General features: G+C 69.1%; 26 protein-coding genes. 15 read left to right on the top strand and 11 right to left on the bottom strand.

The window, feature by feature from the left end; genetic code table 11:
• Positions 1 to 32: 32 nt before the first annotated feature.
• A complete protein-coding gene (locus EJV46_RS11690; RefSeq protein WP_131548838.1) occupies positions 33 to 248 on the top strand; it encodes a DUF3126 family protein in 216 nt (71 codons plus the stop codon).
• 1 nt (position 249) lies between these two features.
• Here the strand turns inward: EJV46_RS11690 and EJV46_RS11685 are convergent, their stop codons facing one another.
• On the bottom strand, positions 250 to 702 hold the full coding sequence (locus EJV46_RS11685; protein ID WP_131548837.1) for a GatB/YqeY domain-containing protein: 453 nt from the start codon (positions 700 to 702) through the stop codon (positions 250 to 252).
• A 95-nt stretch (positions 703 to 797) separates the two neighbouring features.
• Here EJV46_RS11685 and carA point away from each other — a divergent pair, with 95 nt between their 5' ends.
• From carA to EJV46_RS11640, 9 genes are all read left to right on the top strand, one after another.
• Positions 798 to 2,159, top strand: coding sequence for a glutamine-hydrolyzing carbamoyl-phosphate synthase small subunit (gene carA, locus EJV46_RS11680; RefSeq protein ID WP_131548836.1), 1,362 nt, complete (start codon positions 798 to 800; stop codon positions 2,157 to 2,159).
• A 16-nt stretch (positions 2,160 to 2,175) separates the two neighbouring features.
• The gene (locus EJV46_RS11675; RefSeq protein WP_131548835.1) at positions 2,176 to 2,925 is read left to right on the top strand and encodes an SDR family NAD(P)-dependent oxidoreductase; all 750 of its coding nucleotides are present in this window, start codon (positions 2,176 to 2,178) and stop codon (positions 2,923 to 2,925) included.
• A gap of 1 nt (position 2,926) precedes the next feature.
• Entirely contained in the window at positions 2,927 to 3,556 is a 630-nt protein-coding gene (locus EJV46_RS11670; RefSeq protein ID WP_131548834.1) for a LysE family translocator, read from the top strand.
• A complete protein-coding gene (locus EJV46_RS11665; RefSeq protein ID WP_131548833.1) occupies positions 3,556 to 4,203 on the top strand; it encodes a LysE family translocator in 648 nt (215 codons plus the stop codon). The genes EJV46_RS11670 and EJV46_RS11665 overlap by 1 nt, the downstream gene beginning before the upstream one ends.
• Positions 4,203 to 4,460: a hypothetical protein gene (locus tag EJV46_RS11660; RefSeq protein ID WP_131548832.1), complete on the top strand. Its 258-nt coding sequence runs from the start codon at positions 4,203 to 4,205 to the stop codon at positions 4,458 to 4,460. The genes EJV46_RS11665 and EJV46_RS11660 overlap by 1 nt, the downstream gene beginning before the upstream one ends.
• Positions 4,457 to 4,753, top strand: coding sequence for a hypothetical protein (locus EJV46_RS11655; RefSeq protein WP_131548831.1), 297 nt, complete (start codon positions 4,457 to 4,459; stop codon positions 4,751 to 4,753). The genes EJV46_RS11660 and EJV46_RS11655 overlap by 4 nt, the downstream gene beginning before the upstream one ends.
• Positions 4,754 to 4,758: 5 nt before the next feature.
• Positions 4,759 to 8,016 (top strand): carbamoyl-phosphate synthase large subunit, encoded by a 3,258-nt coding sequence (gene carB, locus EJV46_RS11650; protein WP_131548830.1) that lies wholly within the window; start codon positions 4,759 to 4,761, stop codon positions 8,014 to 8,016.
• 105 nt (positions 8,017 to 8,121) lie between these two features.
• Entirely contained in the window at positions 8,122 to 8,592 is a 471-nt protein-coding gene (greA, locus tag EJV46_RS11645; protein WP_131548829.1) for a transcription elongation factor GreA, read from the top strand.
• Between the two features lie 4 nt (positions 8,593 to 8,596).
• Complete coding sequence (locus tag EJV46_RS11640; protein ID WP_131548828.1) at positions 8,597 to 9,799, top strand: threonine ammonia-lyase; 1,203 nt, start codon at positions 8,597 to 8,599, stop codon at positions 9,797 to 9,799.
• Between the two features lie 12 nt (positions 9,800 to 9,811).
• On the opposite strand, the gene EJV46_RS11635 is transcribed toward EJV46_RS11640, so the two are convergent.
• The 4 genes from EJV46_RS11635 to EJV46_RS11620 all read right to left on the bottom strand — a co-directional run bounded on the left by EJV46_RS11635 (position 9,812) and on the right by EJV46_RS11620 (position 13,274).
• Positions 9,812 to 11,131: a TRAP transporter large permease gene (locus EJV46_RS11635; protein ID WP_131548827.1), complete on the bottom strand. Its 1,320-nt coding sequence runs from the start codon at positions 11,129 to 11,131 to the stop codon at positions 9,812 to 9,814.
• A complete protein-coding gene (locus tag EJV46_RS11630; RefSeq protein WP_131548826.1) occupies positions 11,131 to 11,640 on the bottom strand; it encodes a TRAP transporter small permease in 510 nt (169 codons plus the stop codon). The genes EJV46_RS11635 and EJV46_RS11630 overlap by 1 nt, the downstream gene beginning before the upstream one ends.
• 83 nt (positions 11,641 to 11,723) lie before the next feature.
• Complete coding sequence (locus tag EJV46_RS11625) at positions 11,724 to 12,716, bottom strand: TRAP transporter substrate-binding protein (protein ID WP_131548825.1); 993 nt, start codon at positions 12,714 to 12,716, stop codon at positions 11,724 to 11,726.
• Positions 12,717 to 12,815: 99 nt separating this feature from the next.
• Complete coding sequence (locus EJV46_RS11620) at positions 12,816 to 13,274, bottom strand: Lrp/AsnC family transcriptional regulator (RefSeq protein ID WP_131548824.1); 459 nt, start codon at positions 13,272 to 13,274, stop codon at positions 12,816 to 12,818.
• A gap of 123 nt (positions 13,275 to 13,397) precedes the next feature.
• Here EJV46_RS11620 and trxB point away from each other — a divergent pair, with 123 nt between their 5' ends.
• Positions 13,398 to 14,405, top strand: coding sequence for a thioredoxin-disulfide reductase (gene trxB, locus EJV46_RS11615; RefSeq protein ID WP_131548823.1), 1,008 nt, complete (start codon positions 13,398 to 13,400; stop codon positions 14,403 to 14,405).
• Positions 14,405 to 15,298: a LysR family transcriptional regulator gene (locus tag EJV46_RS11610; RefSeq protein ID WP_131548822.1), complete on the top strand. Its 894-nt coding sequence runs from the start codon at positions 14,405 to 14,407 to the stop codon at positions 15,296 to 15,298. The genes trxB and EJV46_RS11610 overlap by 1 nt, the downstream gene beginning before the upstream one ends.
• A gap of 230 nt (positions 15,299 to 15,528) precedes the next feature.
• On the opposite strand, the gene EJV46_RS11605 is transcribed toward EJV46_RS11610, so the two are convergent.
• From EJV46_RS11605 to EJV46_RS11585, 5 genes are read right to left on the bottom strand one after another with little or no spacing between them, the layout of a single operon-like run.
• Positions 15,529 to 16,368, bottom strand: coding sequence for a heterodisulfide reductase-related iron-sulfur binding cluster (locus EJV46_RS11605; protein ID WP_131548821.1), 840 nt, complete (start codon positions 16,366 to 16,368; stop codon positions 15,529 to 15,531).
• Entirely contained in the window at positions 16,365 to 16,775 is a 411-nt protein-coding gene (locus tag EJV46_RS11600) for a (Fe-S)-binding protein (RefSeq protein ID WP_131548820.1), read from the bottom strand. The genes EJV46_RS11605 and EJV46_RS11600 overlap by 4 nt, the downstream gene beginning before the upstream one ends.
• Complete coding sequence (locus tag EJV46_RS11595) at positions 16,772 to 17,863, bottom strand: alanine racemase (RefSeq protein WP_131548819.1); 1,092 nt, start codon at positions 17,861 to 17,863, stop codon at positions 16,772 to 16,774. The genes EJV46_RS11600 and EJV46_RS11595 overlap by 4 nt, the downstream gene beginning before the upstream one ends.
• The gene (locus EJV46_RS11590) at positions 17,860 to 19,359 is read right to left on the bottom strand and encodes a M81 family metallopeptidase (protein WP_131548818.1); all 1,500 of its coding nucleotides are present in this window, start codon (positions 19,357 to 19,359) and stop codon (positions 17,860 to 17,862) included. Before EJV46_RS11590 ends, EJV46_RS11595 begins: the two co-directional genes overlap by 4 nt.
• Positions 19,356 to 20,510, bottom strand: coding sequence for a pyridoxal-phosphate dependent enzyme (locus EJV46_RS11585; protein ID WP_240782520.1), 1,155 nt, complete (start codon positions 20,508 to 20,510; stop codon positions 19,356 to 19,358). Before EJV46_RS11585 ends, EJV46_RS11590 begins: the two co-directional genes overlap by 4 nt.
• A gap of 12 nt (positions 20,511 to 20,522) precedes the next feature.
• Here EJV46_RS11585 and EJV46_RS11580 point away from each other — a divergent pair, with 12 nt between their 5' ends.
• The 3 genes from EJV46_RS11580 (at position 20,523) to EJV46_RS11570 (ending at position 24,645) form a co-directional block, all read left to right on the top strand.
• Entirely contained in the window at positions 20,523 to 21,602 is a 1,080-nt protein-coding gene (locus EJV46_RS11580) for a M20/M25/M40 family metallo-hydrolase (RefSeq protein WP_131548817.1), read from the top strand.
• 95 nt (positions 21,603 to 21,697) lie between these two features.
• Positions 21,698 to 23,794 carry an acetate--CoA ligase family protein gene (locus EJV46_RS11575; RefSeq protein ID WP_131548816.1) on the top strand — a complete coding sequence of 699 codons (2,097 nt, stop codon included), beginning with the start codon at positions 21,698 to 21,700 and terminating at the stop codon, positions 23,792 to 23,794.
• Positions 23,791 to 24,645 carry a MaoC family dehydratase gene (locus tag EJV46_RS11570; RefSeq protein ID WP_131548815.1) on the top strand — a complete coding sequence of 285 codons (855 nt, stop codon included), beginning with the start codon at positions 23,791 to 23,793 and terminating at the stop codon, positions 24,643 to 24,645. Before EJV46_RS11575 ends, EJV46_RS11570 begins: the two co-directional genes overlap by 4 nt.
• Here the strand turns inward: EJV46_RS11570 and EJV46_RS11565 are convergent.
• Positions 24,632 to 25,306 carry an amino acid ABC transporter permease gene (locus EJV46_RS11565; RefSeq protein WP_131548814.1) on the bottom strand — a complete coding sequence of 225 codons (675 nt, stop codon included), beginning with the start codon at positions 25,304 to 25,306 and terminating at the stop codon, positions 24,632 to 24,634. The two genes, EJV46_RS11570 and EJV46_RS11565, sit on opposite strands and share 14 nt — an antisense overlap.
• Position 25,307: the final 1 nt, after the last annotated feature.

Raw genomic sequence — 25,307 nt, 5'->3', positions numbered from 1 at the left:
CCAAGCCGCGGCCGGAGGGCTAAGCGGCCCGCATGAAGCCCGCCGAAATCCAGGCCGTCCAGGCCCATCTCCGCAAGCTGCTCGGCAGCCCGAACCTCATGATCCGCGCGGCCCAGACCCGCAACGGTCCGGTCGAGGTGCTGGCGGGCGCCGAGACGATCGGGACGGTGGACCGCGACTCCGAGGATGGCGAGGTGGCCTACCACGTCACCATCACCGTGCTCGCCGAGGATCTTCCGAACCAGTAAGTCAGCCGCCGAGCGCGGCCTTCACGGCCGGGCCGGCCTTGGCCATGTCCAGGCTGGCCGAATGCTTCGCCTTCAGCGCGGCCATCACCTTGCCCATGTCCTTGATCGTGGCGGCGCCCGTCTCCGCAACGGCGGCGGCGACCGCGGCCTGCAGCCCGGCCTCGTCCATCTGGGCCGGCAGGAAACTCTCGATCACGGCGATCTCGGCCTCCTCCTTGGCGGCCAGCTCCTCGCGGCCGCCCTGGCGATAGAGCTCCACCGACTCCCGACGCGACTTCGCCATGCCGCGGAGCATGGCGACGATCGCCGGCTCCTCGATCGGCGGGCCGGGGCGGGCGGCGATGTCCGTGTCCTTCAGCTTGGCCGTGATCATGCGCAGCGTCCCGGTGGTCGCGGCGTCGCGCGCCAGCATGGCGGTCTTGAGCTCGGCGGTGAAACGGCTCCGCAAGTCCATCTTAAATCCTTTTCAAATCATGGTTCTGTAGCGAAGTTCCCAGCCTGATCGACTTTCGCTTGAACTGGGAAAAGAATTCCCACATAGTCTAGCCCATGCGCAGCGTGGAAGACATCCTTGCCCTCCTGGGCGGGGCCGAGGCCGCGGCCGGCCAGCTCAAGGTCGGCACCGAGGCCATCCGCAAATGGCGCCAGTCCCGGGCCATCCCGGCCAAGCACTGGCCCGCCATCCTGGCCGCCACCGGCCTCTCCCTCTCCGACCTGGCCGGATCGCCCGCCCCCTCTCAGGATACCCCCATGCCGAATCTTCCGCCCGATGGCGCCACCGCCTGCCTCGTGCTCGACGACGGCGCCGTCTTCTGGGGGCTCGGCTTCGGCGCCCATGGCACGCAGGTCGCCGAGATCTGCTTCAACACGGGGCTGACCGGCTACCAGGAGACGCTGACCGATCCGTCTTATGCCGGGCAGATCATCAACTTCACCTTTCCGCATATCGGCAATGTCGGCACCAATGTCGAGGACATGGAGGCGACGACCCCCGTCGCCCGCGGCCTGGTCGTCAAGCAGGACGTCACCGACCCCGCCAGCTACCGCAACACCCTGTCCTTGCAGGACTGGCTGAAGCGCCACAACATCCCGGGCATCGCGGGCATCGACACGCGTGCGCTGACCGCCCGCATCCGCGACGGCGGCGCCCCCAACGGCGTGCTGAGCTTCCCCGCCGACGGCCGCTTCGACATCGAGGCGCTGGTCGCCCAGGCCAAGGCCTGGCCGGGGCTGAAGGGCATGGACCTCGCCAAGGAAGTGACCGCGCGCCAGTCCTATCAATGGGACGAGACGGTCTGGTCCTGGGGCAAGGGCTTCGGCAAGCAGGTCGCGCCGACGCATCGCGTGGTGGCGGTGGACTACGGCGCCAAGCGCAACATCCTGCGCTGCCTCGCCGATGCCGGCTGCGCCGTGACGGTGCTGCCCGCGACGGCGACCGCCGAGGACATCCTGCGCGAGAAGCCGGACGGCGTCTTCCTCTCCAACGGCCCCGGCGATCCGGCGGCGACGGGCGTCTATGCCGTGCCCGCGATCCAGGGCGTGCTGGACGCGAAGATCCCCGTCTTCGGCATCTGCCTCGGCCACCAGCTGCTGGCCCTGGCCCTGGGCGCCAAGACCTACAAGCTCGACCGCGGCCATCGCGGGGCGAACCAGCCGGTGCAGGACCTCGCCACCGGCAAGGTCGAGATCACCAGCCAGAACCACGGCTTCGCGGTCGACGACAAGACGCTGCCGGAGGGCGTGACGGTCACCCATGTCAGCCTCTTCGACGGCTCCAACGAGGGCATCGCGGCGCCCGCGAAGCAGGCCTTCTCCGTGCAGTACCACCCCGAGGCCAGCCCCGGCCCGAGCGATTCCCACTACCTGTTCCACCGTTTCGTGGGGATGATGGACAAGGCCAAAGCGGCCTAGCAGGGAAGGAAACGGGATGTTCGATCTCAGCGGGCGCGTCGCGCTCGTCACCGGCGGCAATGGCGGCATCGGGCTTGGGCTTGCGAAGGGGCTGGCGGCCTGCGGCGCGCGCGTCGTCGTCACCGGCCGCGACAAGGACAAGAACGACGCCGCGCTGAAGGTGCTGGGCAGCAAGGCGCACGCCATCGCGGCCGACCTCTCCGCGCCCGGCGAGACCGATCGCGTGCTGGCGGAGACGCTGGCGCTGGGCGACGGCCTCGCCATCCTGGTGAACAACGCCGGCACCAACCTCCGCGCCCCGCCCGACGAGGTGACGGACGAGCAGTGGAACACGGTGCTCGAGATCAACCTCAACGCCATGATGCGCCTGACGCGCGCGGCCTATCCGGCGCTGAAGGCGAGCGGGCATGGCCGCGTGATCAACACGGGCTCGATGCTCTCCATCTTCGGCGTGGTCTTCTCGCCGGCCTATGGCGCGAGCAAGGGCGCGGTGGTGCAGTACACCAAGTCGCTGGCGGTGGCCTGGGCCAAGGACGGCATCACGGCCAATTCCATCCTGCCCGGCTGGATCGACACCGATCTCACGCGCCGCGCGCGGCAATATTCCAGCACCCTGCACGACAGCGTGCTGAACCGCACGCCGAGGGGCCGCTGGGGCGATCCTTCCGACTTCATCGGCATCGCGGCCTTCCTGGCCAGCGACGAGGCCGCCTTCATCACCGGGACCGCCATCCCGATCGATGGCGGCTTCTCGACGCAGGGCTGACATGCCCTCGCCCGAAACCCTGCTGGTCTTTGCGGCCATCTCGCTCGGCATGGTGCTCACGCCAGGGCCGAACATGGTCTACCTCGTCAGCCGCTCCATCTCGCAGGGGCGGCTCGCGGGGCTGCTGTCGCTGATCGGCGTGGCGCTGGGCTTCGTCTTCTACATGCTCTCGGCGGCGCTCGGGATCACGGCCTTCCTGGCCACGGTGCCGCTCGCCTATGACGCGGTGCGCTTCGCGGGCGCGGCCTTTCTGCTCTACCTGGCGTGGCAGGCCTTCACCGGCCGCTCCTCGCCCTTCGCCCCGCGCGACCTGCCGCGCCACGACGCGCGGCGGCTGGTGGCGATGGGCTTCCTCACCAATCTGCTCAATCCCAAGATCGCGGTGATGTACCTCTCGCTGCTGCCGCAGTTCATCGACCCCGCGCGCGGCGGGGTCTTCGGGCAGGCGGTGGCGCTGGGCTTCACGCAGATCTGCGTGAGCGTCGCCGTCAACGCCGTGATCGTGATGGCGGCGGCGCATGTGGCCTCCTTCCTGGCTGGGCGCCCGCTCTTCGCGCGCGCCCAGCGCTGGGTCATGGGCACGGTGCTGGCCGGGCTGGCGGCGCGCATGGCCGGCGAGGCCCGGCCCTGATGCCCTCGATCGAATCCCTGCTGGTCTTTGCCGCCCTGTCGATCGGCCTCGCGGTCACGCCGGGGCCGAACATGCTCTATCTCGTCAGCCGCGCCCTGGCGCAGGGGACGCGGGCGGGAATGATCTCGATGGCCGGCTGCGCGCTCGGCTCGGCCACGATCATGCTCTGCGCGGCGGCGGGGATCACGGCGGCGCTGCTGGCCATCCCCTATGCCTGGGACGCGCTGCGGATCGGCAGCGCGGCCTATCTGGCCTGGATGGCCTGGCAATGCCTGAAGCCCGGCGCCGAGCCGCTATTCTCTCCTCGCGCCCTGCCGCGCGAGCCGGACGGCAGGCTCTTCGCGGTGGGCTTCGCCACGGCGGCGCTCAATCCCAAGGTCGCGCTCTTCTACATGGCGGTGCTGCCGCCCTTCATCGACGCCTCCGCCGGCCACGTGCTGCTGCAGGGCGCGGTGCTGGGCGCGCTGCAGGTCGGCATCGGCGCGGTCTTCGACGCGCTGCTGGTCTATGGCGCCGCCGGGGCCGCGCGCTTCCTCGCGACGCGCCCGGTCTGGCTCGCCGCGCAGCGCTACGTTCTCGGCGTCGCGCTCGCGCTCATCGCCGCCAAGCTGGCCTTCGGCGACGGCTTCCAGGGCGAGCGCGGCTGATGGCCGCCGGTTTCGCCTGGATCGGCGGGATCCTCGTCGCGATCTTCGCGGCCATTGTGCTGACTACGGCGATCCGCCGCGTGCTGCCCATGCTGGAGGCCGCGCTCGGCCTCTCCATGTTCGCGATGGGCTTCGCGCTGCACATGTCGGGCTTCTTCACCGGCTCCGGCCCCTGGCCGGTCTTCCTCATCGTCGCCGTGAGCCACGCCGTCGCCGGCTGGGCCATCTGGCAGCGCGGGAGGATCCGCGGCGCATGAGCAGCATCAGCCTCAACATGGACGGCCTTTTCTACGGCCTGGCCATCGCGGTTTTCGTGGCGCTGCTCGGCACGCCCGCGGCCTGGCGGCTGCTCGGCACGCTGCCGCATGCCGGACGCGCCCTTGCGACCTATCTCTGCTGCATCGGCCTCTCCGGCCTGCTCGCCATTCCCTTCGCCTTCGCCGGGCACCGGCTGGAGGAGACGGTGCTCTTCGCCGTCATGTTCTCCGCGGCCTTTCAGCTCGTGACCGTGCTCATCCCCCTCCTGTTCTTCTCGCCCAAAAGGCCCTGATCCCCATGCCCAAGCGCACCGACATCCAGTCCATCCTCATCATCGGCGCCGGTCCCATCGTGATCGGCCAGGCCTGCGAGTTCGACTATTCGGGCGCCCAGGCCTGCAAGGCGCTGCGCGCCGAGGGCTATCGCGTCATCCTGGTGAACTCGAATCCCGCCACGATCATGACCGATCCGGGCCTGGCCGACGCCACCTACATCGAGCCGATCACGGTCGAGATCGTCGAGAAGATCATCGCCAAGGAGCGCCCCGACGCGCTGCTGCCCACCATGGGCGGCCAGACCGCGCTCAACACCGCGCTGAAGCTGGCCGAGGCCGGCGTGCTGGAGAAGTACGGCTGCGAGCTGATCGGCGCCAAGGCCGAGGTCATCGACAAGGCGGAGGACCGGCAGAAGTTCCGCAATGCGATGACGAAGATCGGCATCGAGAGCCCGAAGAGCGAGATCGCGCACACGATGGAGGAGGCCTGGGCCGGCCTCGCCATCGTCGGCCTGCCCTGCGTCATCCGGCCCTCCTTCACCCTCGGCGGCACGGGCGGCGGCATCGCCTACAACCGCGAGGAGTTCGAGCAGATCGTCGGCGCCGGCCTCGCCGCCTCGATGACGAGCGAGGTGCTGGTCGAGGAAAGCGTGCTGGGCTGGAAGGAATACGAGATGGAGGTCGTCCGCGACACGGCGGACAACTGCATCATCGTCTGCTCCATCGAGAACCTGGACGCGATGGGCGTGCACACCGGCGACAGCGTGACCATCGCGCCGGCCCTGACGCTGACCGACAAGGAATACCAGCGCATGCGCGACGCCAGCATCGCCTGCCTGCGCGAGATCGGCGTCGACACCGGCGGCTCCAACGTGCAGTTCGGCATCAACCCGGTGGATGGCCGCATGGTCGTCATCGAGATGAACCCGCGCGTCTCGCGCAGCTCCGCTCTGGCCTCCAAGGCCACGGGTTTCCCCATCGCCAAGATCGCGGCGAAGCTCGCCGTCGGCTACACGCTGGACGAGCTCAAGAACGACATCACCATGGTCACGCCGGCCAGCTTCGAGCCGACGATCGACTATGTGGTCGTGAAGATCCCCCGCTTCACCTTCGAGAAGTTCCCCGGCACCCCGGCCACGCTGACCACCGCCATGAAGTCGGTCGGCGAGGCCATGGCCATCGGCCGCTCCTTCGCCGAGGCGCTGCAGAAGGGGCTACGCAGCCTGGAGACGGGCCTCTCCGGTCTCGACGAGGAAGCCGCCCCCGGCGACGGCAGCAAGGAGGCCTTCCACGCCTCGCTCGCCATCCCCCGGCCGGACCGGATCCTCACCGTCGCCCAGGCGCTGCGCGCCGGCATCTCGGTCGAGGACATCCACGCGGCCTGCAAGTTCGACCCCTGGTTCATCCGCGAGATCGAGCGGATCGTGAAGGCCGAGAAGGTCATCAAGGCCCAGGGCCTGCCCGCCACCGCGCAGACGATGCGCGCGGCCAAGGCGCTGGGCTTCTCCGACAAGCAGCTCGGCAAGCTCACCGGCCAGGCCGAGACCGCCGTCTTCGCCGCGCGGGAGAAGCTGGGCGTGCGCCCGGTCTTCAAGCGCATCGACACCTGCGCGGCCGAGTTCGCCTCCGACACGCCCTATATGTACTCGACCTATGAGGGCGGCTTTTTCGCCGCCGGGGGCGGACCCATCTGCGAATCCCGCCCGACGGACCGCCAGAAGGTCGTCATCCTCGGCGGCGGGCCGAACCGCATCGGCCAGGGCATCGAGTTCGACTATTGCTGCGTCCACGCCTGCTACGCGCTGAAGGAAGCGGGCTTCGAGACCATCATGGTCAACTGCAATCCGGAAACGGTCTCGACCGATCCGGAGACGGCCGACCGCCTCTATTTCGAGCCGCTGACCAATGAGGACGTGATCGCGCTGATCCGCAAGGAGCAGCAGAACGGCACGCTGCTCGGCTGCATCGTGCAATATGGCGGGCAGACGCCGCTGAAGCTGTCCCAGGCGCTGGACAAGGCGGGCATCCCCATCCTCGGCACCTCCGCCGAGGCCATCGACATCGCCGAAGACCGCGAGCGCTTCCAGCTTCTGCTGAAGGGCCTCGGCCTGCAGCAGCCGCGCAACGGCATCGCCCGCACGCTGGACGAGGCGGAGGCCGAGGCCGCGCGCATCGGCTATCCGGTGGTCGTGCGTCCCAGCTACGTGCTCGGCGGCCGCGCCATGGAGATCGCCTACAATGCCGAGCAGCTGCGCCGCTTCGGCGCCGAGGCCGTGCGCGTCTCGGGCGAGAACCCCATCCTCATCGACCAGTATCTCCAGGACGCCATCGAGGTGGACGTGGACTGCGTCGCCGATGCCGACGGCGCGGTCTATGTGGCCGGCGTTATGGAGCATATCGAAGAGGCCGGCATCCATTCCGGCGACAGCGCGTGCTCGCTCCCGCCCTATTCGCTGCCGCCGGCCATCGTCACCGAGCTCAAGGCGCAGACCGAGGCGATGGCGCGCGCGCTCAAGGTGCGCGGCCTGATGAACACCCAGTACGCCGTCAAGGATGGCGACATCTTCGTCCTCGAGGTCAATCCGCGCGCCAGCCGCACCGTGCCCTTCGTCGCCAAGGCGACGGGCGTGCCGGTCGCCAAGATCGGCGCCCGCGTCATGGCCGGCGCGAAGCTGGCCGAGTTCAACCTGGACGACGACGCGGTCGCCACGCATGTCGCGGTGAAGGAGGCGGTCTTCCCGTTCAACCGCTTCCCCGGCGTGGACGTGCTGCTCGGGCCGGAGATGAAATCGACCGGCGAGGTCATGGGCCTCGACACCAGCTTCGAGCGCGCCTTCCTGAAGTCGCAGCTCGGCGCCGGCGTGAAGCTGCCCGAGGGCGGCACGGCCTTCGTCTCCGTGCGCGAGGGCGACAAGGCGGCCGCCGTCACCATTGCAAGGCGGCTGGCCGGGCTGGGCTTCCGGATCATCGCAACCCGCGGGACGGCGGCGCGCCTGCGCGAGGCCGGTCTGGACGTCGCCGTGGTGAACAAGGTGCTGGAGGGCCGCCCGCATTGCGTGGACGCCATCAAGTCCGGCGAGATCCAGATCGTGATCAACACCTCGGGCGGCGGGCGCAGCGTGACCGACAGCTTCGACATCCGCCGCTCGGCCCTGACCCAGGGGGTGCCGCACTACACCACCATCGCCGGCGCCCGGGCGGCGGCGGGGGCCATAGCGGCCCTGCGTGCGGGAACACTTGATGTAGCGCCACTCCAATCCTACTCTACTGCGTCGTTCTGACACCGGGGGGAGGCGATCAGGCCTCCCCCCATCTCCTCGCTCGCCGGCGTTTTACGCAACGGGGTTGCCGGCGGGAGAGGCATTGCTGCGAAGGAAGACCCTGCCGTGCAGAAGTTCCCCATGACCGCCGAGGGGCTGGCGAAGCTGGAAGAGGAACTGAAGCAACTGAAGTCCGTCGAGCGCCCCGCGATCATCGTGGCGATCGCGGAAGCGCGCGCCCATGGCGATCTCTCGGAAAATGCCGAGTACCATGCCGCGCGCGAGCGTCAGTCCTTCATCGAGGGCCGCCTTGCGGAGCTCGAATCCATCATCCCCTCCGTCGAGGTCATCGACGTCTCCAAGCTGAGCGGCAGCCAGGTGCGCTTCGGCGCGCGGGTGACGATCGTCGACGAGGAGACGGAGAAGGAGACGACCTATCGCATCGTCGGCCAGTACGAGGCGGACATGAAGACGGGCTCGATCTCGCTCTCCTCCCCGCTCGCCAAGGCGCTGATGGGCAAGAAGGTCGGCGACAGCGTGGAGGTGCCCGCACCCGGCGGCGCGCGCGCGATCGAGATCACCGCAGTCGATTTCTAGGACGATGCCCGTTTCGCTGGCCGATGTGCGCGCTGCGGCGGCGCGCATCCATGGGCGCGTGCTGCGCACGCCGAGCATCCAGAGTCCCGCGGTGGACAGCGCATGCGGCGCCTCGGTCTTCCTCAAGCTCGACAACCTCCAGGCCGTCGGCGCCTTCAAGGAGCGCGGCGCGGCCAACCGGCTGGCCCTGCTGACGGAGCGCGAGCGCATCGCCGGCGTCATCGCCATGTCGGCCGGCAACCATGCCCAGGCGGTGGCGCGGCATTCGACGCTGCTCGGCATCGCCTCCACCATCGTGATGCCGAAGTTCACACCCGCGACGAAGATCATGCGCACCGAGGGCTTCGGCGCGCATGTCGTCCTGGACGGCGAGACCTTGGCCGAAGCGGCGGCGCATGCCCACCAGCTCGCGCGCGAGCGGGGCCTCACCTTCATCCATCCCTATGACGATGCCGCGGTGATCGCCGGGCAGGGCACCATGGCGCTCGAGATGCTCGAGGACGCGCCGGAGCTCGACGCCATGATCCTGCCGGTCGGCGGCGGCGGCATGGTCGCGGGCTGCGCCGTGGTGGCCGCCGCGCTGCGGCCGGAGGTGAAGGTCTTCGGCGTCGAGGTCGAGGGTTACCAGGCCATGCGCCAGCGCCTGGCCGGCCAGCCGGTCAGCGTGGGCGGCCCGACCATCGCGGAAGGCATCGCCGTGCGCGACGTGGGCGAGCGGCCCGTCGAGATCCTGCAACGCCATGGCATCGAGGTGCTGACGGTGACGGAGCGCGCCGTGGAACAGGGAATCGCCCTGCTGGCCGAGGGCGCCAAGACCGTCGCCGAAGGGGCCGGCGCCGCCGGCGTGGCGGCGATCCTCAGCTATCCGGAGCTTTTCGCCGGCAGGCGCATCGCCACGCCCGTCTGCGGCGGCAACATTGACCCGCGCATCCTCTCCAACGTGCTGCTGCGCAACCTGCTGCGCGACGGCCGCCTGCTCCGGCTCCACCTGGACATTCCGGACCGGCCGGGGGTGCTGGCCGATATCGCCACGCGCGTGGCGGCGGCCGGCGGCAACGTCATCGAGGTCAGCCACCAGCGGCTCTTCGCCGCGCCCTCCGTGCAGACGGCCGAGCTCGAACTCATGATCGAGGTGCGCGACCGGGCGCAGGCGGATGCGATCGTGGCCGAGCTGGAAGCCGGGGAATACGTCGTCCGGCGCGGGTGACCTCGCCGCGGTTCAACGCATGAAATCCGGCTCGATCAGCCGCGGCAGCAGCAGCGCCATGTCGGGCCAGACGATCAGCAGCGCCAGCACCGCCAGCATCGGGATCAGCATGATGCCGGTGTCCTTCAGCGCGTCGATCACGCGCATCTTCGCCACCGCGCAAGCGATGAGCAGGCACAGCCCGTAGGGCGGCGTCACCAGCCCGAAGGCCAGGCTCACGATGCCGATCATCGCGAAATGCACGGGGTGCAGCCCCGCCTGCATCGCGATCGGCTGCAGGATCGCGCCCACGATGATGATCGCCGGGATCGCGTCCAGGAAGCAGCCCACCACCAGGAAGACGGCCGCGATGAAGAAGCCCGTCGCGATCGGGCCCATCCCCCAGGCCATCACGCCCTGCATCAGCGCCTGGGGGATGTTGTAGAAGGCCAGCATCCAGCCGAAGGCGCTCGCCGTGCCCACGCAGAAGAGCGTGATGGCGGAGAGCTTCCCCGTCTCGCTGAAGGCCTCGTAAAGCTGCCGCCCGCCCATCTCGCGATAGAAGACGAGCGAGAGGAAGCCCGCATAGAGCACGGCGATGCAGGCGCTCTCCGTGGCGGTGAACCAGCCGAAGACCTTGCCGCCGATGATGATGAAGGGCGTCATCAGCGCCGGGATCGAGACCAGGAAGGACGCGCCCACCTCGCGCAGCGTGGCGCGCGGATAGGTCGGATAGCCGCGCCGTTTCGCGTAGGCGTGCACCGTGCCCATCTGCGCCAGGCCGATCAGCAGCCCCGGCAGGATGCCCGCCAGGAACAGCGCGCCGATCGAGACCGTCAGCACGCCGCCCCAGACGATCATCAGGATGGAGGGCGGGATGATCACGGCCAGCACCGCGGAGACGGCCGTGATGGCGACGGAGAAGCTGTCGTCATAGCCCTCCTTCCGCTGGGCCTCGATGAAGAGCTTCGCCTGGCTCGCCGCATCCGCCGTGGAGCTGCCCGAGATGCCCGCGAAGAAGATCGACAGCACCACGTTCACCTGGGCGAGCCCACCCGGGAAGTGCCCGACCAGCGCGCGGGAGAAGCGCAGCAGCCGGTCGGTGATGCCGCCGATGTTCATCAGGTTGGCCGTCAGCAGGAAGAACGGCACGGCGAGCAGGATGAAGCTGTTATAGGCGTTGAAGGTCTCCTGCAGCAGGACCATCGGCCAGAGATGCGGCTCGATCAGCAGGATGGGCAGGCAGGCCAGCCCCAGCGCGACGGCGACCGGCACGCGCAGCGCCAGCAGCCCGAAGAAGATTCCGAAGAGGATCCAGGCCGCCTGGCCCGCCGAGAGGACGGCGCTGCCCATCACGTCTCTCCCCGGCCGAGGAGGATCCGGACATCGTCCCACATGCGCTCGCCGGCGAAGACCAGCCAGGTGAAGCCGGCGATCGGCCAGGCGATGTGGATCACCCAGAGCGGCCATTCGGCGAGCTCGCTGATGCGGTACCAGGCGAATTCGGTGAACTCGATGCCCCACCAGAGGAAGACGCCGGCGAAGATCAGCACGAAGACCCCGGAGAGGATGTCCAGCGCCGCCTTCTTCCGCCCCTCGGCGGAGGGGAAGAGGTCCACCACGAAATGCGTGCCCTCCCGCACGCCGATCATGGCGCCGATCATGATCATCCAGACCAGCAGGAAGCGCGCGGCCTCCTCCGTCCAGAGATAGCGCGGGAGCAAGTCGGTGAAGCGGGAGAAGATCTGCAGCGTGACCGGGACGATGAGGATCGCCACCGTCGCGACCAGCAGCAACTCGAGCGCGCGGCTATAGGCGGTGGTCATGCGGCGGAACGCGCCGCGGGCCGTGGAAGGGGGCATGTCGTTCCGTTCGGGGAAGAATGGGGATCGCGCGGGATGGCCCGCGCGGCCGGAGGCGGCCGCGCGGATCACGAGGCGTGTGGCTAGCCGGTCACCGCGTTGATGCGGCTGAGGATGTTCTCGGCCTCGATCTCGCGGGCATAGGCGGCCATGACGGGCGCCACCGCCGCCTGCATCTGGTCGCGTCCGGAGAAGGGAATGCGGCGCAGGCGCCCCTCGCCTTCCAGGCGAACGAGCGTCGCCTCGTCCTCGGTGCTCTCGGCCTGGCGGCCGAAGGCGCCGGCCTCGCGGCCCGCGCGGCGCACCGCCTCCTGCACCTCGCGCGGCAGCCGGGCGAAGGTCTGCGCGGAAAAGCAGATCGGCCGGATGGTGATGGCATGCTGGGTGAGGGCAAGATGCGGCGCCACCTCGAAGAAGCGCATGTGCAGCACGCCGGCCGCCTCGTTCTCGCCGGCTTCCAGCACGTTGTTCTGGATGGCGTTGTAGATCTCGTTATAGGCGATGACCTGCGGCGCCATCCCGGCCGCCTGGAAGGTCCGGTTCCAGATCGCCGCGCCCTGAACGCGCACGCGCAGGCCGCGCAATTCGGCGACGCTGGACACCGGCTTGTTGGCGAAGATGTTCCTCACGCCGCCGCCCGCATAGCCGATGAGCATGACGCGCGCCCGGCGCTCGATCTCCGTCGCGACCGGCGAGAGCAGGTCCTGGTCGATCACCTGGTTCCAGTGGTTCAGGTCGCGGAACAGGAAGGGCGCGTCGATGAAGGGCGCGGCGCGGCTGAAGGTGGACATATGCGCGGGCGATACGATCCCGTAATCCACCGCGCGCCCGGCCGACATGTATTCGAAGTACTGCTTCTCCAGCCCGAGGCTGGAGTTGCGATGCAGGATGAAGTTGATCGGCCTGTTGGCGTATTGCTTCACCAGCTCCTCGAAGCGGAGCAGGGCGCGGTTGAAGACATGATCGTCGTTGAACTGAACCGCGCCGTTCAGGGTGATGGGCTGTTGGGCACGCAGAACCGTGGGCGCGGCCAAAAGGCCGGCAGCGGCGCCGGCCGCGAATACTCGGCGTTCCATGTTGTCCTCCCGGTCGTCCCCGGGCGCTGTCTCGCGCCCTAGGGGGCCGAGCCTATGACGCTCGCGTCACGAAAGGGAAGAATTCTGTTCTCCGCCGCCTCAGAACGGCACGCCGGCCGCGTTCTTGGCCGTTCGGATCGTCTGCAGGGTCTGCACCTTCAGCACATTGGCGGCGCCGGTGAGCCGGCTGGTCAGCTCGTTCTCATGCGGCGTGCTCCGCGCGACCAGGCGGAGAAGAAAATCGCCGCCGCCGCGGATCATGTGGCATTCGCGCACCTCCGGCCAGGCGATGACCTCCGCCTCGAAGGCGTCGAGGATGGATTGCTTCTGGCTCTCCAGCCCGACGATGGCGAAGAAGGTGACCTCGAAGCCGAGAGCCCCCGGCTCCACATCGGCGTGGTAGCCCCGCAGCACGCCGGCCTCCTCGAGCCGCCGGACCCTGCGCAGGCAGGGCGGCGCCGAGAGGCCGACGCGACTCGCGAGCTCCACATTGGTGATTCGCCCATCTGCCTGTAGTTCCGCGAGAATCCGCAGATCGATCGCGTCCAGCTCTGCCATGTGTCCCCAAGTTGGTTTGCGGCGCGTTGATTCGTTGCCCGATTTTAAGCTGCGGCGCAATATCATTGCGGAAGCAAGGATATGCAAGCGGCAGTCTTGTCCCGCAGGGCAAGATGGGCAGATATGCGTCCAACACACGCCGTCGCTTGGATTTTGCCCGTGCCCACTACCCTTCCGACCCGCCTTCTGATCATCGGCGCTGGTCCCGCCGGTTACACGGCCGCCATCTATGCTGCCCGGGCCGGGCTCAGGCCCGTTCTGGTCGCAGGGATGCAGCCGGGAGGGCAGCTCACCATCACGACCGATGTCGAAAACTACCCGGGCTTCGCCAAGGGCATCATGGGCCCGGAGCTCATGGAGCAGATGCGCGCCCAGGCCGAGCATGTGGGCACCGAGCTGAAATACGACATCGTCACCAGGGTCGACCTGTCCCGCCGCCCGTTCCGCGCCGAGTGCGACAGCGGCGACGTCTACCTCGCCGAGGCGCTGATCGTCGCGACCGGCGCCCAGGCGCGCTGGCTCGGCATCCCGGGCGAGCAGGAGCTCTCGGGCTTCGGCGTCTCCGCCTGCGCGACCTGCGACGGCTTCTTCTTCCGCGGCAAGGAGGTCGCGGTCATCGGCGGCGGCAACTCCGCCGTGGAGGAAGCGCTTTACCTCGCGAATCTCGCGAAGCACGTCACTCTGGTGCATCGCCGCGACACGCTGCGGGCCGAGCGCATCCTGCAGCAGCGCCTCTTCGCCAGGGAGAACATCACCGTGCTCTGGGACATGGCGACCGAGGCGATGATCGGCACGGAGGCCGCCCGCCCCGTCGCCCGCGCCCTGGCCCTGCGCCACATGAAGACCGGCGAGCGCCGGGAGCTGCCGGTGGACGGCATCTTCGTGGCGATCGGCCATGACCCCGCGACCAGCCTGTTCCGCGGCCAGCTCGACATGGACCAGAGCGGCTATCTGGTCGTCGAGCCGGGCGGCACGCGCACCAATGTCACAGGCGTCTTCGCCGCCGGAGACGTTGCGGACAAGATCTACCGCCAGGCCGTCACGGCCGCGGGCACCGGCTGCATGGCAGCCCTCGACGCCGAAGAATTCCTGGCCGAACAGGAACATGCCCAAGAGAAGGCCGCAGCCTGATGCCATTGGACTGGGACAAGCTCCGGGTTTTCCACGCCGTTGCCGAGGCTGGAAGCTTCACCCATGCGGGCGAGACGCTGGCGCTCTCGCAATCGGCCGTCTCGCGGCAGATACAGGCGCTGGAGGAGGCCCTTTCGGTGCCGCTCTTCCACCGCCACGCGCGCGGCCTGATCCTCACCGAGGCCGGCGAGACGCTGAACCGCACCGTCCGCGAGGTCTTCGCCAAGCTCGCCATGACCGAGGCGCTGCTGACCGAGGGGCGCGAACGCCCGGCCGGCCGGCTCAAGGTCACGACCACGACGGGCTTCGGCGCCTCCTGGCTCTCGCCCCGATTGCACCGCTTCCTGGAAACCTATCCGGAGATCAACGTCTCCGTGGTGCTGGACGACGCCGATCTCGACCTCGCCATGCGCGAGGCCGACGTCGCCATCCGCATGCACCCGCCTCGCCAGCCGGACCTGATCCAGCGCCACATCGCGACCTTCGGCTGGCGGATCGTGGGCAGCGCCGACTACCTCAAGAAGCACGGCATCCCGCAGCGGCCGGAGGATCTCGACGCGCACCGCCTGATCATCTGGGGCGACTACCGGCCGCCGGTGGAGGAAATCAACTGGCTCGCCGAGGTGGGCCGCCGGCCCGGCCAGGCGCGGCGCGGCACGGTGGAGGTGAACAGCCTCACCGGCATGCTGCGCGCGGTGCAGTCGGGCCTCGGCCTGGCCGCGATGCCGGACTACATGGGGCATGAGCTGGAGGGGCTGGTGACGGTGCTTCCGGAGCTGAAGGCGCCGAAGATCAACGCCTATTTCGTCTATCCGGAGGAGATGCGGTCCTCGAAGCGGGTTTCCGTCTTCCGCGATTTCCTCGTCACGGAACTGGCCTCCAATTCGCATTAGGCCGGCGCATGCGTTTCCTGCAATGCTGATGCTAGCAAAGCTATCTTTCGCATGGCAGCAAAACCCCTAAATTCAGGGGCATCGGCGCTTTGGCGTCGATAGGGTCTCCCGATCCTGCGTCTTTCAGACGTGAAGTCTCCCTGTATGACTGCCCCGCCTGGCGAAAGCCTCGCGGGGCTTCTTTTTGTCCGGGCAGGCAGGCATCCACAATCTAAGCATGTGCGTGTCTTTCAGACCAGCCGCGGCCGCGTCAGCTCCGGCAGCACCAGCTTCTGCACGGCGACCTCGCCGGCGGCCGCGACGCGCTCGGGGCCGATGGCGGCCAGCGGGTCCCCGGCGTTGCGCCAGGCCTTGTACTCGTCCTCGTAGGGGATCCCCATCGCCTCCGCGAGCAGGTGGACCCAGTTCACCACCCGGATGCCATGGTCCCGCTCCAGCCCGATCATCTCGCGGTGGCAGGAGTGGAAGATGGTGACGAGCGTGTCCGCCCCCGTCTCGCGCATCGCCGCCAGGGTGGCGCGCTGGGCGTCGGCCAGGGCGCCGGGGATCGGGGCGAGACCGAAGCACATGTAGCTCGGCGCGCGGAACGAGTGGTCCGCGAAGGTCGCGCCAGGGATCATCGACAGCAGTTGCGGGATGATGTCGTTCACCGGCACCCGGCCGTGGAAGCCCACATGGCGGTCCACGAAGAAGCGCGCCTCCACCGTCTGCGTCAGCAGCGGTGCCAGCCGGTCGCGCTGCTCGTGCAGCGCCTCGCAAAGGTGCCGGCTGTCGAAGTTCCGGTCGTTCGTCTGCCCCATGAAGTCGTCGAGGTTCATGTGGCAGGAGGGGCACCAGGTGATGACCCGGGGCGTGCCGCTCGCGTTGAAGGTCTTCATGGTGCGGTCGCCCATGCCCTCGGCGATCCTGGGGGTGCTCTCCTTGGGGCTGCCGCAGCAGGCGCTGGGCCCGCCCACCGGCGCGGCCTCGACGCCGACGGCCTGGAGGATGCGCTCGCTCAGGCGGATGATCTCGCCGTGCCGCGTCATGTTGCAGCCGTACCAGAAGACGCTCTTCCGAACTTCGGTCATAGCCAGTCCCTCTGCTCGTCCTCGGAGAAGGAAAGCCGCGCGAAGACCTTCACGCGCGACATGGTTTCCGCCGCGTCGCGCTTGGGCAGCACGCCCGTCTCATTGGCGCGCCATTTGGCGAGGCGCAGCATCAGCATGGGATTCACCGCCTCCGGGCAGGCCTCGTTGCAGCTCGCGCTGCGGGTGCAGACGGCGATCCAGGCGCGGGCCGCGGCATCCCCCTGCCCGCCCGTCAGCACGTCGAGCACGCCGCGCACCGTCTCGGATTTTTCCGCGCCCTTCGCGTCCGGGGCGTAGGGGACCATCGGGCACGCCTCGAAGCAGGCGCCGCAATGCGAGCAGGCGGCGAGCATGCGCGCCGTCTCGCTTTCCCGCAGGGCCAGCAGGTCGGCGTGCCGTGGTGTCACCAGTGGTTCACCCTGTCCCAAACGCCGATCACCTTCCGGCCGCCATCCACCACGTGGTACTGCGTGTGGGCCGCAACGGTCATGCAGGTGTGGTTCGGCGCGACGCGCACCTTGTCGCCGATCCGGAAGGTCTTGCCGCCGGGCACCAGCACCTCGCCATGCTCCTGATAGGCCCGCCGCATGATGGCATCGCCGAAGGTCGGTTGGCCATCGATATCGAGCATCAGGCCGAAGCCGTAATCCTTCGGCGCCGCCTCGGTGCTGCGGTCCTTGCTCATGGCCATTGCGCCGGCATCCAGCAGCACCGTGCCGCGATCGGGGCGCTTGCCGATGACGCTGGCCAGCACGGTCACGGCGATGTCCCGCAGCGGATGCGTGCCGATCTGGCCCTGGAAGAGGTCGCCGAACATATAGACGCCGGCGCGCACCTCGGTGACGCCCTCCAGGCTCTTCGCGTAGAGCGCCGTGGGCGAAGAGCCCATGGACACGATCTTCACCTTCAGCCCGGCGCCTCGCATCGCCTGGGCGGTGTCGGCCACGGCCTTGCGCTCGGCCTCCGCGACCTCTTCCATCTCGGCCTGGGAGCGGCCCGCATAGGAATGGCCGCCATGGGTGAAGGTGCCGAGCATTTTTCCGCCGAGCGCCTTCGCCACCTCCATGGCGCTCTCAGGGACGATGCCGCCGCGATGCTCGCCGCTATCGACCTCGACCAGCGCAGCCAGCAGGCCGGGATGCTCCGCGATCTTCCCCGCCATCTCCACGTCGTCGGTGATGATCTTGATGCGGGCGCCCGCCGCGTTCAGGGCAGCGACCCGCTCCAGCTTCTGCGGCGTGATGCCGACCGCGTAGATCTGGTCGATCCAGCCGGCCTTCGCGAAATACTCGGCCTCCGCCAGGGTTGAGACGGTGATGGGCCCGAAATCGGGCGCGGCCAGCTTCGCCACCTCGGCGGACTTCGACGTCTTCATATGCGGGCGCAGCACCACGCCGGGGTGGCGCGCCAGCGCGTCCGTCATCAGCTTCAGGTTGCGCCTCAGCACGCCAAGGTCGAGCACGAGGGCGGGCGTCTGAATGTCGTCGAGGTTCATCGGTCGGTGTCCTGGTCGATCGGCAATACGGGCCGCGGCAGCTTCTGCCAGTCGAAACGGGTGAGAATGGGCGAGGTCAGGCCGGGGGCGTCCACCTCGACGATCTGCTCGTGCTGGAAGAACTCGTCGAAGCCGCCGCGGAAATGCCCGCGCGACTTCACCACCACGGCGCGGGCCTTGCGCACGTCGATGCCGAGATGCTCGAGGAAGGCGGGGTCGGCGCATTGGGTGCGCTGGCTGATGACGACGACGGCGATGCCGTCGATCTGGATCCAGGCGGTCTCGCCCAGCTGCATCGCGGTCCCGGCGAAGATGCCGCGACGGCCGGCGACCTTGCCGTCCGAGAGGGCCATCACCTTGGCCTGCGCCGCGAAGGGGCGGCGGAAGGGGTCCTGCTCGGCGGCGCGGTTGAAGCGGGCCTCGAAACTCTGCCCGACGCCCAGGCCATGCGCCTCGGCCGCCAGCGCCGGATCGTGGATCACGCCGAAGACGGCGCCCTGCACGCCCGCGCGATGGAAGGATTCCAGCAGCCACATGGTGTTGCCGCTCCCGCCGCCGCCGGGATTGTCGGCGACATCGGCGAAGGCGAGCGGGGTCTCGCTGGTCAGTGCGCGCTGCGTCGCTTCTTCCAGACTGGTGAGCTTGGCGACGAAGCGATCGCGCCGCGCCCAGGCGGCCGCCGCCAGCTCATCGGCCAGGCGATCCACCGCGCCCTGATGCGTGCCGGTGACGACGGCCGTCATCCCGTTGAAGGGTGTGTCGCCATAGGCGAAGCCGGCCATGACGGAGACATTGGCGATGCGCGGATCGGCGGCGCGGCGCTCCTGGCCGAGGTTGATCACCTCGGCATAGGGCCCCTGAGCGGTGAGAAGAGACACCGTGGGCGCGACGATGGGCAGGCGCCGATGCGCGCGGCAAAAGCGCTCGCCGGCCAGGAGGCGGCGCATGAGCTGGGCGCTCTCGGCACCGCGCTCGCGCATGTCCATATGCGGGTTCGTGAGGTAGCCGACATAGGCGTCGTTCAGCGCGACATTGGCGTCGGAGACATTGGCATGCAGGTCGTAGCTGCAGATGAAGGGCAGCTCGCCCAGCTCGGCGCGGACCAGTGCCTGAACGGCGCCCTCCGGATCGTCGAGCACCGTCGTCAGACCCGCGCCGTGCATGACGCAGAAGACGCCGTCCACCTGTCCGCGCAGCGCGCGCAGCCCGGCCTGCCATTCGGCCATCAGCGTCTCGAAGAAGGCGTGGTCCACCGGGCCGTTCGGCTCGGCCATGGCGAGCAGGACGGGGCGCGGCTGCCAGCGCCCCGCCGCGTCCATGTCGGTGACGAAGCCGGGCATCTCGCCCAACGCCTGGGGCGAGGCGCTGCGGGAGTCCGTGACGATGGCCTCGCCGCGCAGCAGGCAGCGATAGGCGAAGTCGGCCTCCGTCGCGACCGGCGCGAAGCGGTTGCACTCGATGGAAAAGCCCAGCAGCGCGATGCGCGGGTTCTTCATATCGCGACCCCCAGCATCTCGGCATAGCGCGGCGTGGATTTGAGGCCGGTGCCGGTCAGCACCGCCACCGTCGTCTCGCGCGCAGCGATCTTGCCCGAGGCGATGAGCTTCGGCACGGCGGCCGCCGCCTGGGCCGAGGTCGGCTCCACATAGACGCCGCGCTTCGCCAGGTTCAGCGCGGCCGCGGCGATCTCCTCCTCGCTCAGCATCACCGCGCCGCCGCCGCTCTCGCGCATGGCGCGCAGGCATTCGGCCGTGCGCAGCGGCTTGGAGATCGCGGTGCCCTCGGCAATGGTGGGCTTCGCCTCCACGGGATCGAGGCCCAGGGCGGCGCGGGCGATCGGCGCGCAATGGGCCGGCTGGGCGGCGAAGATGCGCGGCAGCTTCGCGATCTGCCCCGCCCGCAGCAGCTCCGAAAAGCCGATATAGGCGCCCAGCACGTTGGAGCCCGCGCCGCAGGGCACGACCACATTGTCGGGCGCGGTGAAGTTCAGGTCTTCCCAAAGCTCATAGGCCAGCGTCTTGGTGCCCTGGAGGAAGAAGGGCTGCCAGTTGTGGCTGGCATAGAAGATCTTCTCCGCCTCGCGCTCCGCCGCATCCGCGCAATCCTGCCGCGAGCCAGGGACCAGGGTGATCGCGGCCCCCGCCGCCCGGCTTTGCACCGTCTTTGCCGGGCTGGTGCTGGCGGGGACGAAGATCGTCGCGGCCATGCCGCCCGCCGCCGCATAGGCCGAAACCGCCGCGCCGCCATTGCCGGAACTGTCCTCCAGCACGGCCGTGACGCCCTGCTCCCGCAGGAGGGACAGCATCACCGAGGCGCCGCGGTCCTTGAAGCTGCCGGTCGGCATGAACCATTCGCATTTCAGCAGGGTCGTCGTGCCCCCGACCTCATGCTCCACCAGGGGCGTGCAGCCCTCCCCCATGGTGATGGGCCGTACGGGCAGGAAGGGCAGCGCGGCGGCGTAGCGCCAGATGCTGCGGAGGCCCCGCTCGATGTCGTCCCGCCCGATGCCGGGCAGGTCGCTCACCAGCAGCGGTGCGCCGTCCTCGCCGCACCAGCGTGGGATTTCAATAGGATAGAGGCGGCCGGAGCGCGGGTCGATATAGGAAGCCATGCCGGCCAGGGTTGCGCGCGCGCCCGCTTCGGGCAAGCCTGGGCCGCCATGGAAAATGACCTCGTTCGTCTCGCCGTCGATCTGGTGCGGATCGACAGCCGCAGCCCCCTTTCGAACATTCCCGTCGCCGACCGGATCGAGGCCGAGCTGGACGGCTTCGAGATCGAGCGGCTCGACTACACGGACGCCGCCGGGGTCGCGAAGCGCTGCCTGGTGGCGCATCGCGGCGGCCCTGGGGGCCTCGCCCTCTCCGGCCACATGGACACGGTGCCCGACACCGGCTGGACGGACGACCCCTGGAGCGGCCGCGTCGCCGGCGGCATCCTGCACGGGCTCGGCTCTGTGGACATGAAGGCCAATGTCGCCGCCTGCATCATGGCGGCCAGGGCCGCGAAGCGCGCCACGCTGCTCATCACCACCGACGAGGAGACGACCAAGCAGGGCGCCCGCACCATCGCCGAGCATTCGAAGCTCGCGCAGCGCGCCGGGCTGCGCGGCACCATCGTCGCCGAGCCGACCAGCCTGATCCCGGTGCGCGGCCATCGCGCCCATATCGCCTTCACCGCGACGGCCGAGGGCGTGCAGGCGCATTCCTCCACCGGCAAGGGGCTGAACGCCAACTGGGCGCTCATCCCCTTCCTGGTCGAGGTGAAGGCCATGTTCGAGCGGCTGCGCCACGACACCTCGCTGCAGGACCCGGCCTACGACCCGCCCTTCAGCGACTTCAACCTCGTCATCGACAATCACGGCACGGCCGTGAACGTGACGGCGGCCAAGGCCACCGCGCGCATCAAGTTCCGCTACAGCCATCGCATCGATCCGGCGCCCGTGGTCGCCGCCATGCGGGAATCCGCGAAGGCCAATGGCCTCACCCTGGAGGAGATGCGCGAGGGACGCCCGCCCGAGCTGCCGGCGGATCATCCGCTGATCCGGCTGGCCGCCGAGATCACCGGCCAGGCGCCGCGCACCGCGCCCTACGGCACCGACGCCTCGGAGCTCCAGGCCGTGGCGCCCTGCGTCATCCTCGGCCCCGGCAGCATCGAGTATGCGCATACGCCGCGCGAGCAGGTTCCGCTCGACCAGCTCGCGCAGGCGGTCGGCGTGTTCCGGCGCATGCTGGACGCCTGAATCCAGGGGCCTGAGGTCGACGGCGGCAACGCCTTCGGCCATCATGCTCACGAGCCCGACCGATCGGTTGGCGCCTCGGAGGAAACGGCATCATCATGGACTTCTCTTCGCTCGATCCGGTCATCAGCCCCCGCTCGATCGCGATCATCGGCGCTTCCGACGAGCCCACCCGCATCGGCGGCCGGCCCATCGCCTATATGAAGGAGCGCGGCTTCAAGGGCGCCATCTATCCGGTGAACCCGAAGCGCCCGACCGTTCAGGGCCTGACCGCCTATCCCGACGTGGCGAGCCTGCCCGCCGTGCCCGATGTCGGCATCGTCGCCGTGCCCGGCGCGGCCGCGCTGGACGCCATCGAGGCGCTGGGCGCAAAGGGCTGCAAGGCCGTGGTCGTCTTCACCGCCGGCTATGCCGAGGTGGACGATGCCGGCGCCGCCGAGCAGGACCGTCTGGTCGCCGCCGCGAAGAAGCACGGCATGCGCCTGCTCGGCCCCAACTGCCTCGGCCTGTTCAACGACGCCATCGGCTTCTACGCCACCTTCACCGCCTCCTTCGACAGCGGCTGGCCCGTCCCCGGCGGGCGCATCGGCATCGCCAGCCAATCCGGCGCCTATGGCACGCACCTCTTCTCGCTGGCGCGCGACCGCAACATCGGCGCGAACATCGTCGTCACCACCGGCAACGAGGCCGAGGTCGCGCTGGGCGACGTGCTGGGATGGATGGCGCAGTCGCCCGATATCGACGTGATCTGCGCCTATGCCGAGGGCATCCGCGAGAGCGAGAAGTTCCTCGCCGCGCTGAAGCTGGCGCGGGAGAAGGGCAAGCCCATCGTGATGATGAAGGTGGGCCGCAGCGAGCTCGGCGGCGCCGCCGCCCAGTCGCACACCGCCTCCATCGCCGGCGACGACGCCATCACCGACGCCGTGCTGCAGGAATTCGGCGTCATCCGCGCGCGCAACACGGAGGAGCTGCTGGACATCGCCTATGCGGCGACCAAGCGCATCTATCCCGCGAGCAACACGCTGGGCGTGATGACCGTCTCGGGCGGCGCCGGCGTGCTCATCTCCGACGCGGCGGATGCGGTGGGCCTGCCCATGCCGCCCATGCCGCAGGACGCGCAGGACAAGCTGCGCAGCCTCATCTCCTTCTGCGCGCCGCGGAACCCGGTGGACTGCACCGCCCAGGCCATCAACCAGATCGAGATGGTGGGCGAGTTCACCCGCAGCATGGTGATCGACGGCCAGTACAAGTCCTGCCTGATCTTCTTCTCGCAGGTGGGCGGCTCGCGCACCGTGGCGCCGAAGATCCGCGCGCAGCTCAAGGCGGTGATGGCCGAGCATCCGGACCGGCTCTGGGCACTCTCCATCATCGCGCCGCCCGACATGGTCCGCGAATGGGAGGCGGACGGCTTCCTGGTCTTCGAGGATCCCACCCGTGCGGTGAACGCGCTGCATGCCATGGGCCGCTTCGGCGACGCCTTCGCCAAGGCCCAGACCGTGGCCGGGCTGCTGCCCCAGGTGACGCTGCCGAGCGACACGCCCTCGGAGGCGGAAAGCAAGCGCATCCTGTCCGCCGCCGGCGTCCCCGCCGTGCCGGAGCGCGCCTGCGCCGATGTCCAATCCGCGCTGGCGGCGGCCAAGAAGTTCGGCTTCCCCGTCGTGCTGAAGATCCTGAGCCCCGACATCCTCCACAAGAGCGAGATCGGCGGCGTGCTGCTCGACATCGACAGTGAGGCCGCCGTGCGCGAGGGTTTCGCCACGCTGCTGGACCGCGCCGCGAAGCGGGCCCCCAGCGCGCGTCTGGAAGGCGTGCTGGTCGCGAAGCAGATCAAGGGTGCGGTCGAGATGGCGCTCGGCATGGTGCGCGACCCCGTCTTTGGCCCGGTGGCCATGGTCGGGCTGGGCGGCATCTTCATCGAGGTGCTGAAGGACGTGACCTTCCGCCGCTGCCCCTTCGATGCCGCCGAGGCCGAGGTCATGATCCGCGGCCTCAAGGGCTTTCCCCTCCTCGACGGCGTGCGGGGCCGCAAGAAGGCGGACGTGAAGGCGCTGGCGCAGGCGCTGGCCAATCTCTCCACCTTCGCCGCGGCGGCGGGGCCGCAGCTCGCCTCCATCGACATCAACCCCCTGCTGGTGCTGCCGGAGGGCGAGGGCGCCTTCGCCGCCGATGCCGTGCTGGAGATCTCCTCCAAGTGATCGACGAGAAGAAGCTCCTCGCCCACCCCATCCCGGAGATCCGCAGCACGATCCGCTGGCAGGACACGGCGCTCTACAACCTCTCCATCGGCCTCGGCCAGGACCCGCTGGACCTGCGCCAGCTGCCCTTCACCTATGAGCCGGAGCTGCGCGCCATGCCCTCCATGGCCGTGGTGCTCGGCTATCCCGGCTTCTGGGTGAAGGACCCGGCGACCGGCGTGGACTGGGTGAAGGTCGTGCATGGCGAGCAGTCGCTGATCCTGCACAAGCCCCTGCCCGCCTCCGGCGAGATCCTGGGCACGACGAAGGTCACCGGCATCGTGGATCGGGGCCCCGGCAAGGGCGCCATGATCTACTCCGAGCGCGTGGTGGTGGACGCCGCGACCGGCGAGAAGCTCGCGACGCTGGAGCAGACCACCTTCGCCCGCGGCGACGGCGGCTTCGGCGGCCAGCCCGGCCCGGTGAAGAAGCCGCATCCGGAGCCGGAGGGCACGCCGGACATCACGCTCGACCTCGCGACCCGGCCCGAGCAGGCCGCCTATTACCGCCTGAACGGCGACCACAACCCGCTGCACATCGATCCCGGCGTGGCCAGCGCGGCCGGCTTCAAGGCGCCCATCCTGCACGGGCTCTGCACCTTCGGCGTGGTGTGCCACGCCCTGATGCGCGAACTCTGCGACTACAGTCCGGAAAAATTCGGCCGGATGGACCTGCGCTTCTCCTCGCCGGTCTATCCGGGCGAGACCATCCGCACGGAGATCTGGCGCGAGGCCGGCGGCGCGTCCTTCCGGGCGCGCGTGGTCGAGCGCGCCGTGGTCGTGGTGAGCAACGGCCTCTTCAAGTTCGCCTAGCGAGCTGCCGGTTCTCCAGCTTCGACAGCAGCCGGACGACCGGCCAGAGCAGGATGAAATAGGCGACCGCGGCCGCCATGATCGGCGTCGCGTTGAAGGTCACGCTCTGCGCCTGGCGCGCCTGGAAGAGCAGTTCCGGCAGCGCCACCACCGCCGCGATGGAGGTGAGCTTCACCACCTCCAGCGTGTTGGAGATGAGGTCGGGCAGCACGTTGCGGAAGGCCTGCGGCAGAACCACCAGCCGCATCCCCTGCGCGCGGGAAAGCCCCAGCGAGCGCGCCGCCTCCATCTGTCCGGCCGGCACGCTCTGGATGCCGGCACGCATGATCTCGCCGTAATAGGCGCCGGTGTTGAGGAAGAAGCCGATCGCGACCGCGGTGAAGGCCGAGACCTCGAAGCCGGCGAAGGGCAGGCCGGCATAGATGAAGACCAGCAGCACCAGCGGCGGCAGGGAGCGGAACACGTCCACCCAGGCCATCAGCGGCCAGCGGATCCAGCGCGTCTTCGCGGTGGAGAGCAGGGCCAGGATCAGCCCGCCGAGGATGCCGAGCGGCACGACGAGGGCGGAGATCAGCAGGGTCTGCAACAGCCCGTCGAGCAGGATCGGCCAGGCCTCGGCCAGGATCCCGAAGTTGAAGAAGGCCTCGATGAAGTCCTGCATC

The organism is Roseococcus sp. SYP-B2431 (assembly GCF_004336745.1).
Lineage (GTDB): Bacteria > Pseudomonadota > Alphaproteobacteria > Acetobacterales > Acetobacteraceae > Roseococcus.
The sequence above is the reverse complement of the archived record's forward strand: the minus strand, read 5'-3'. Positions and strand labels throughout refer to the sequence as shown.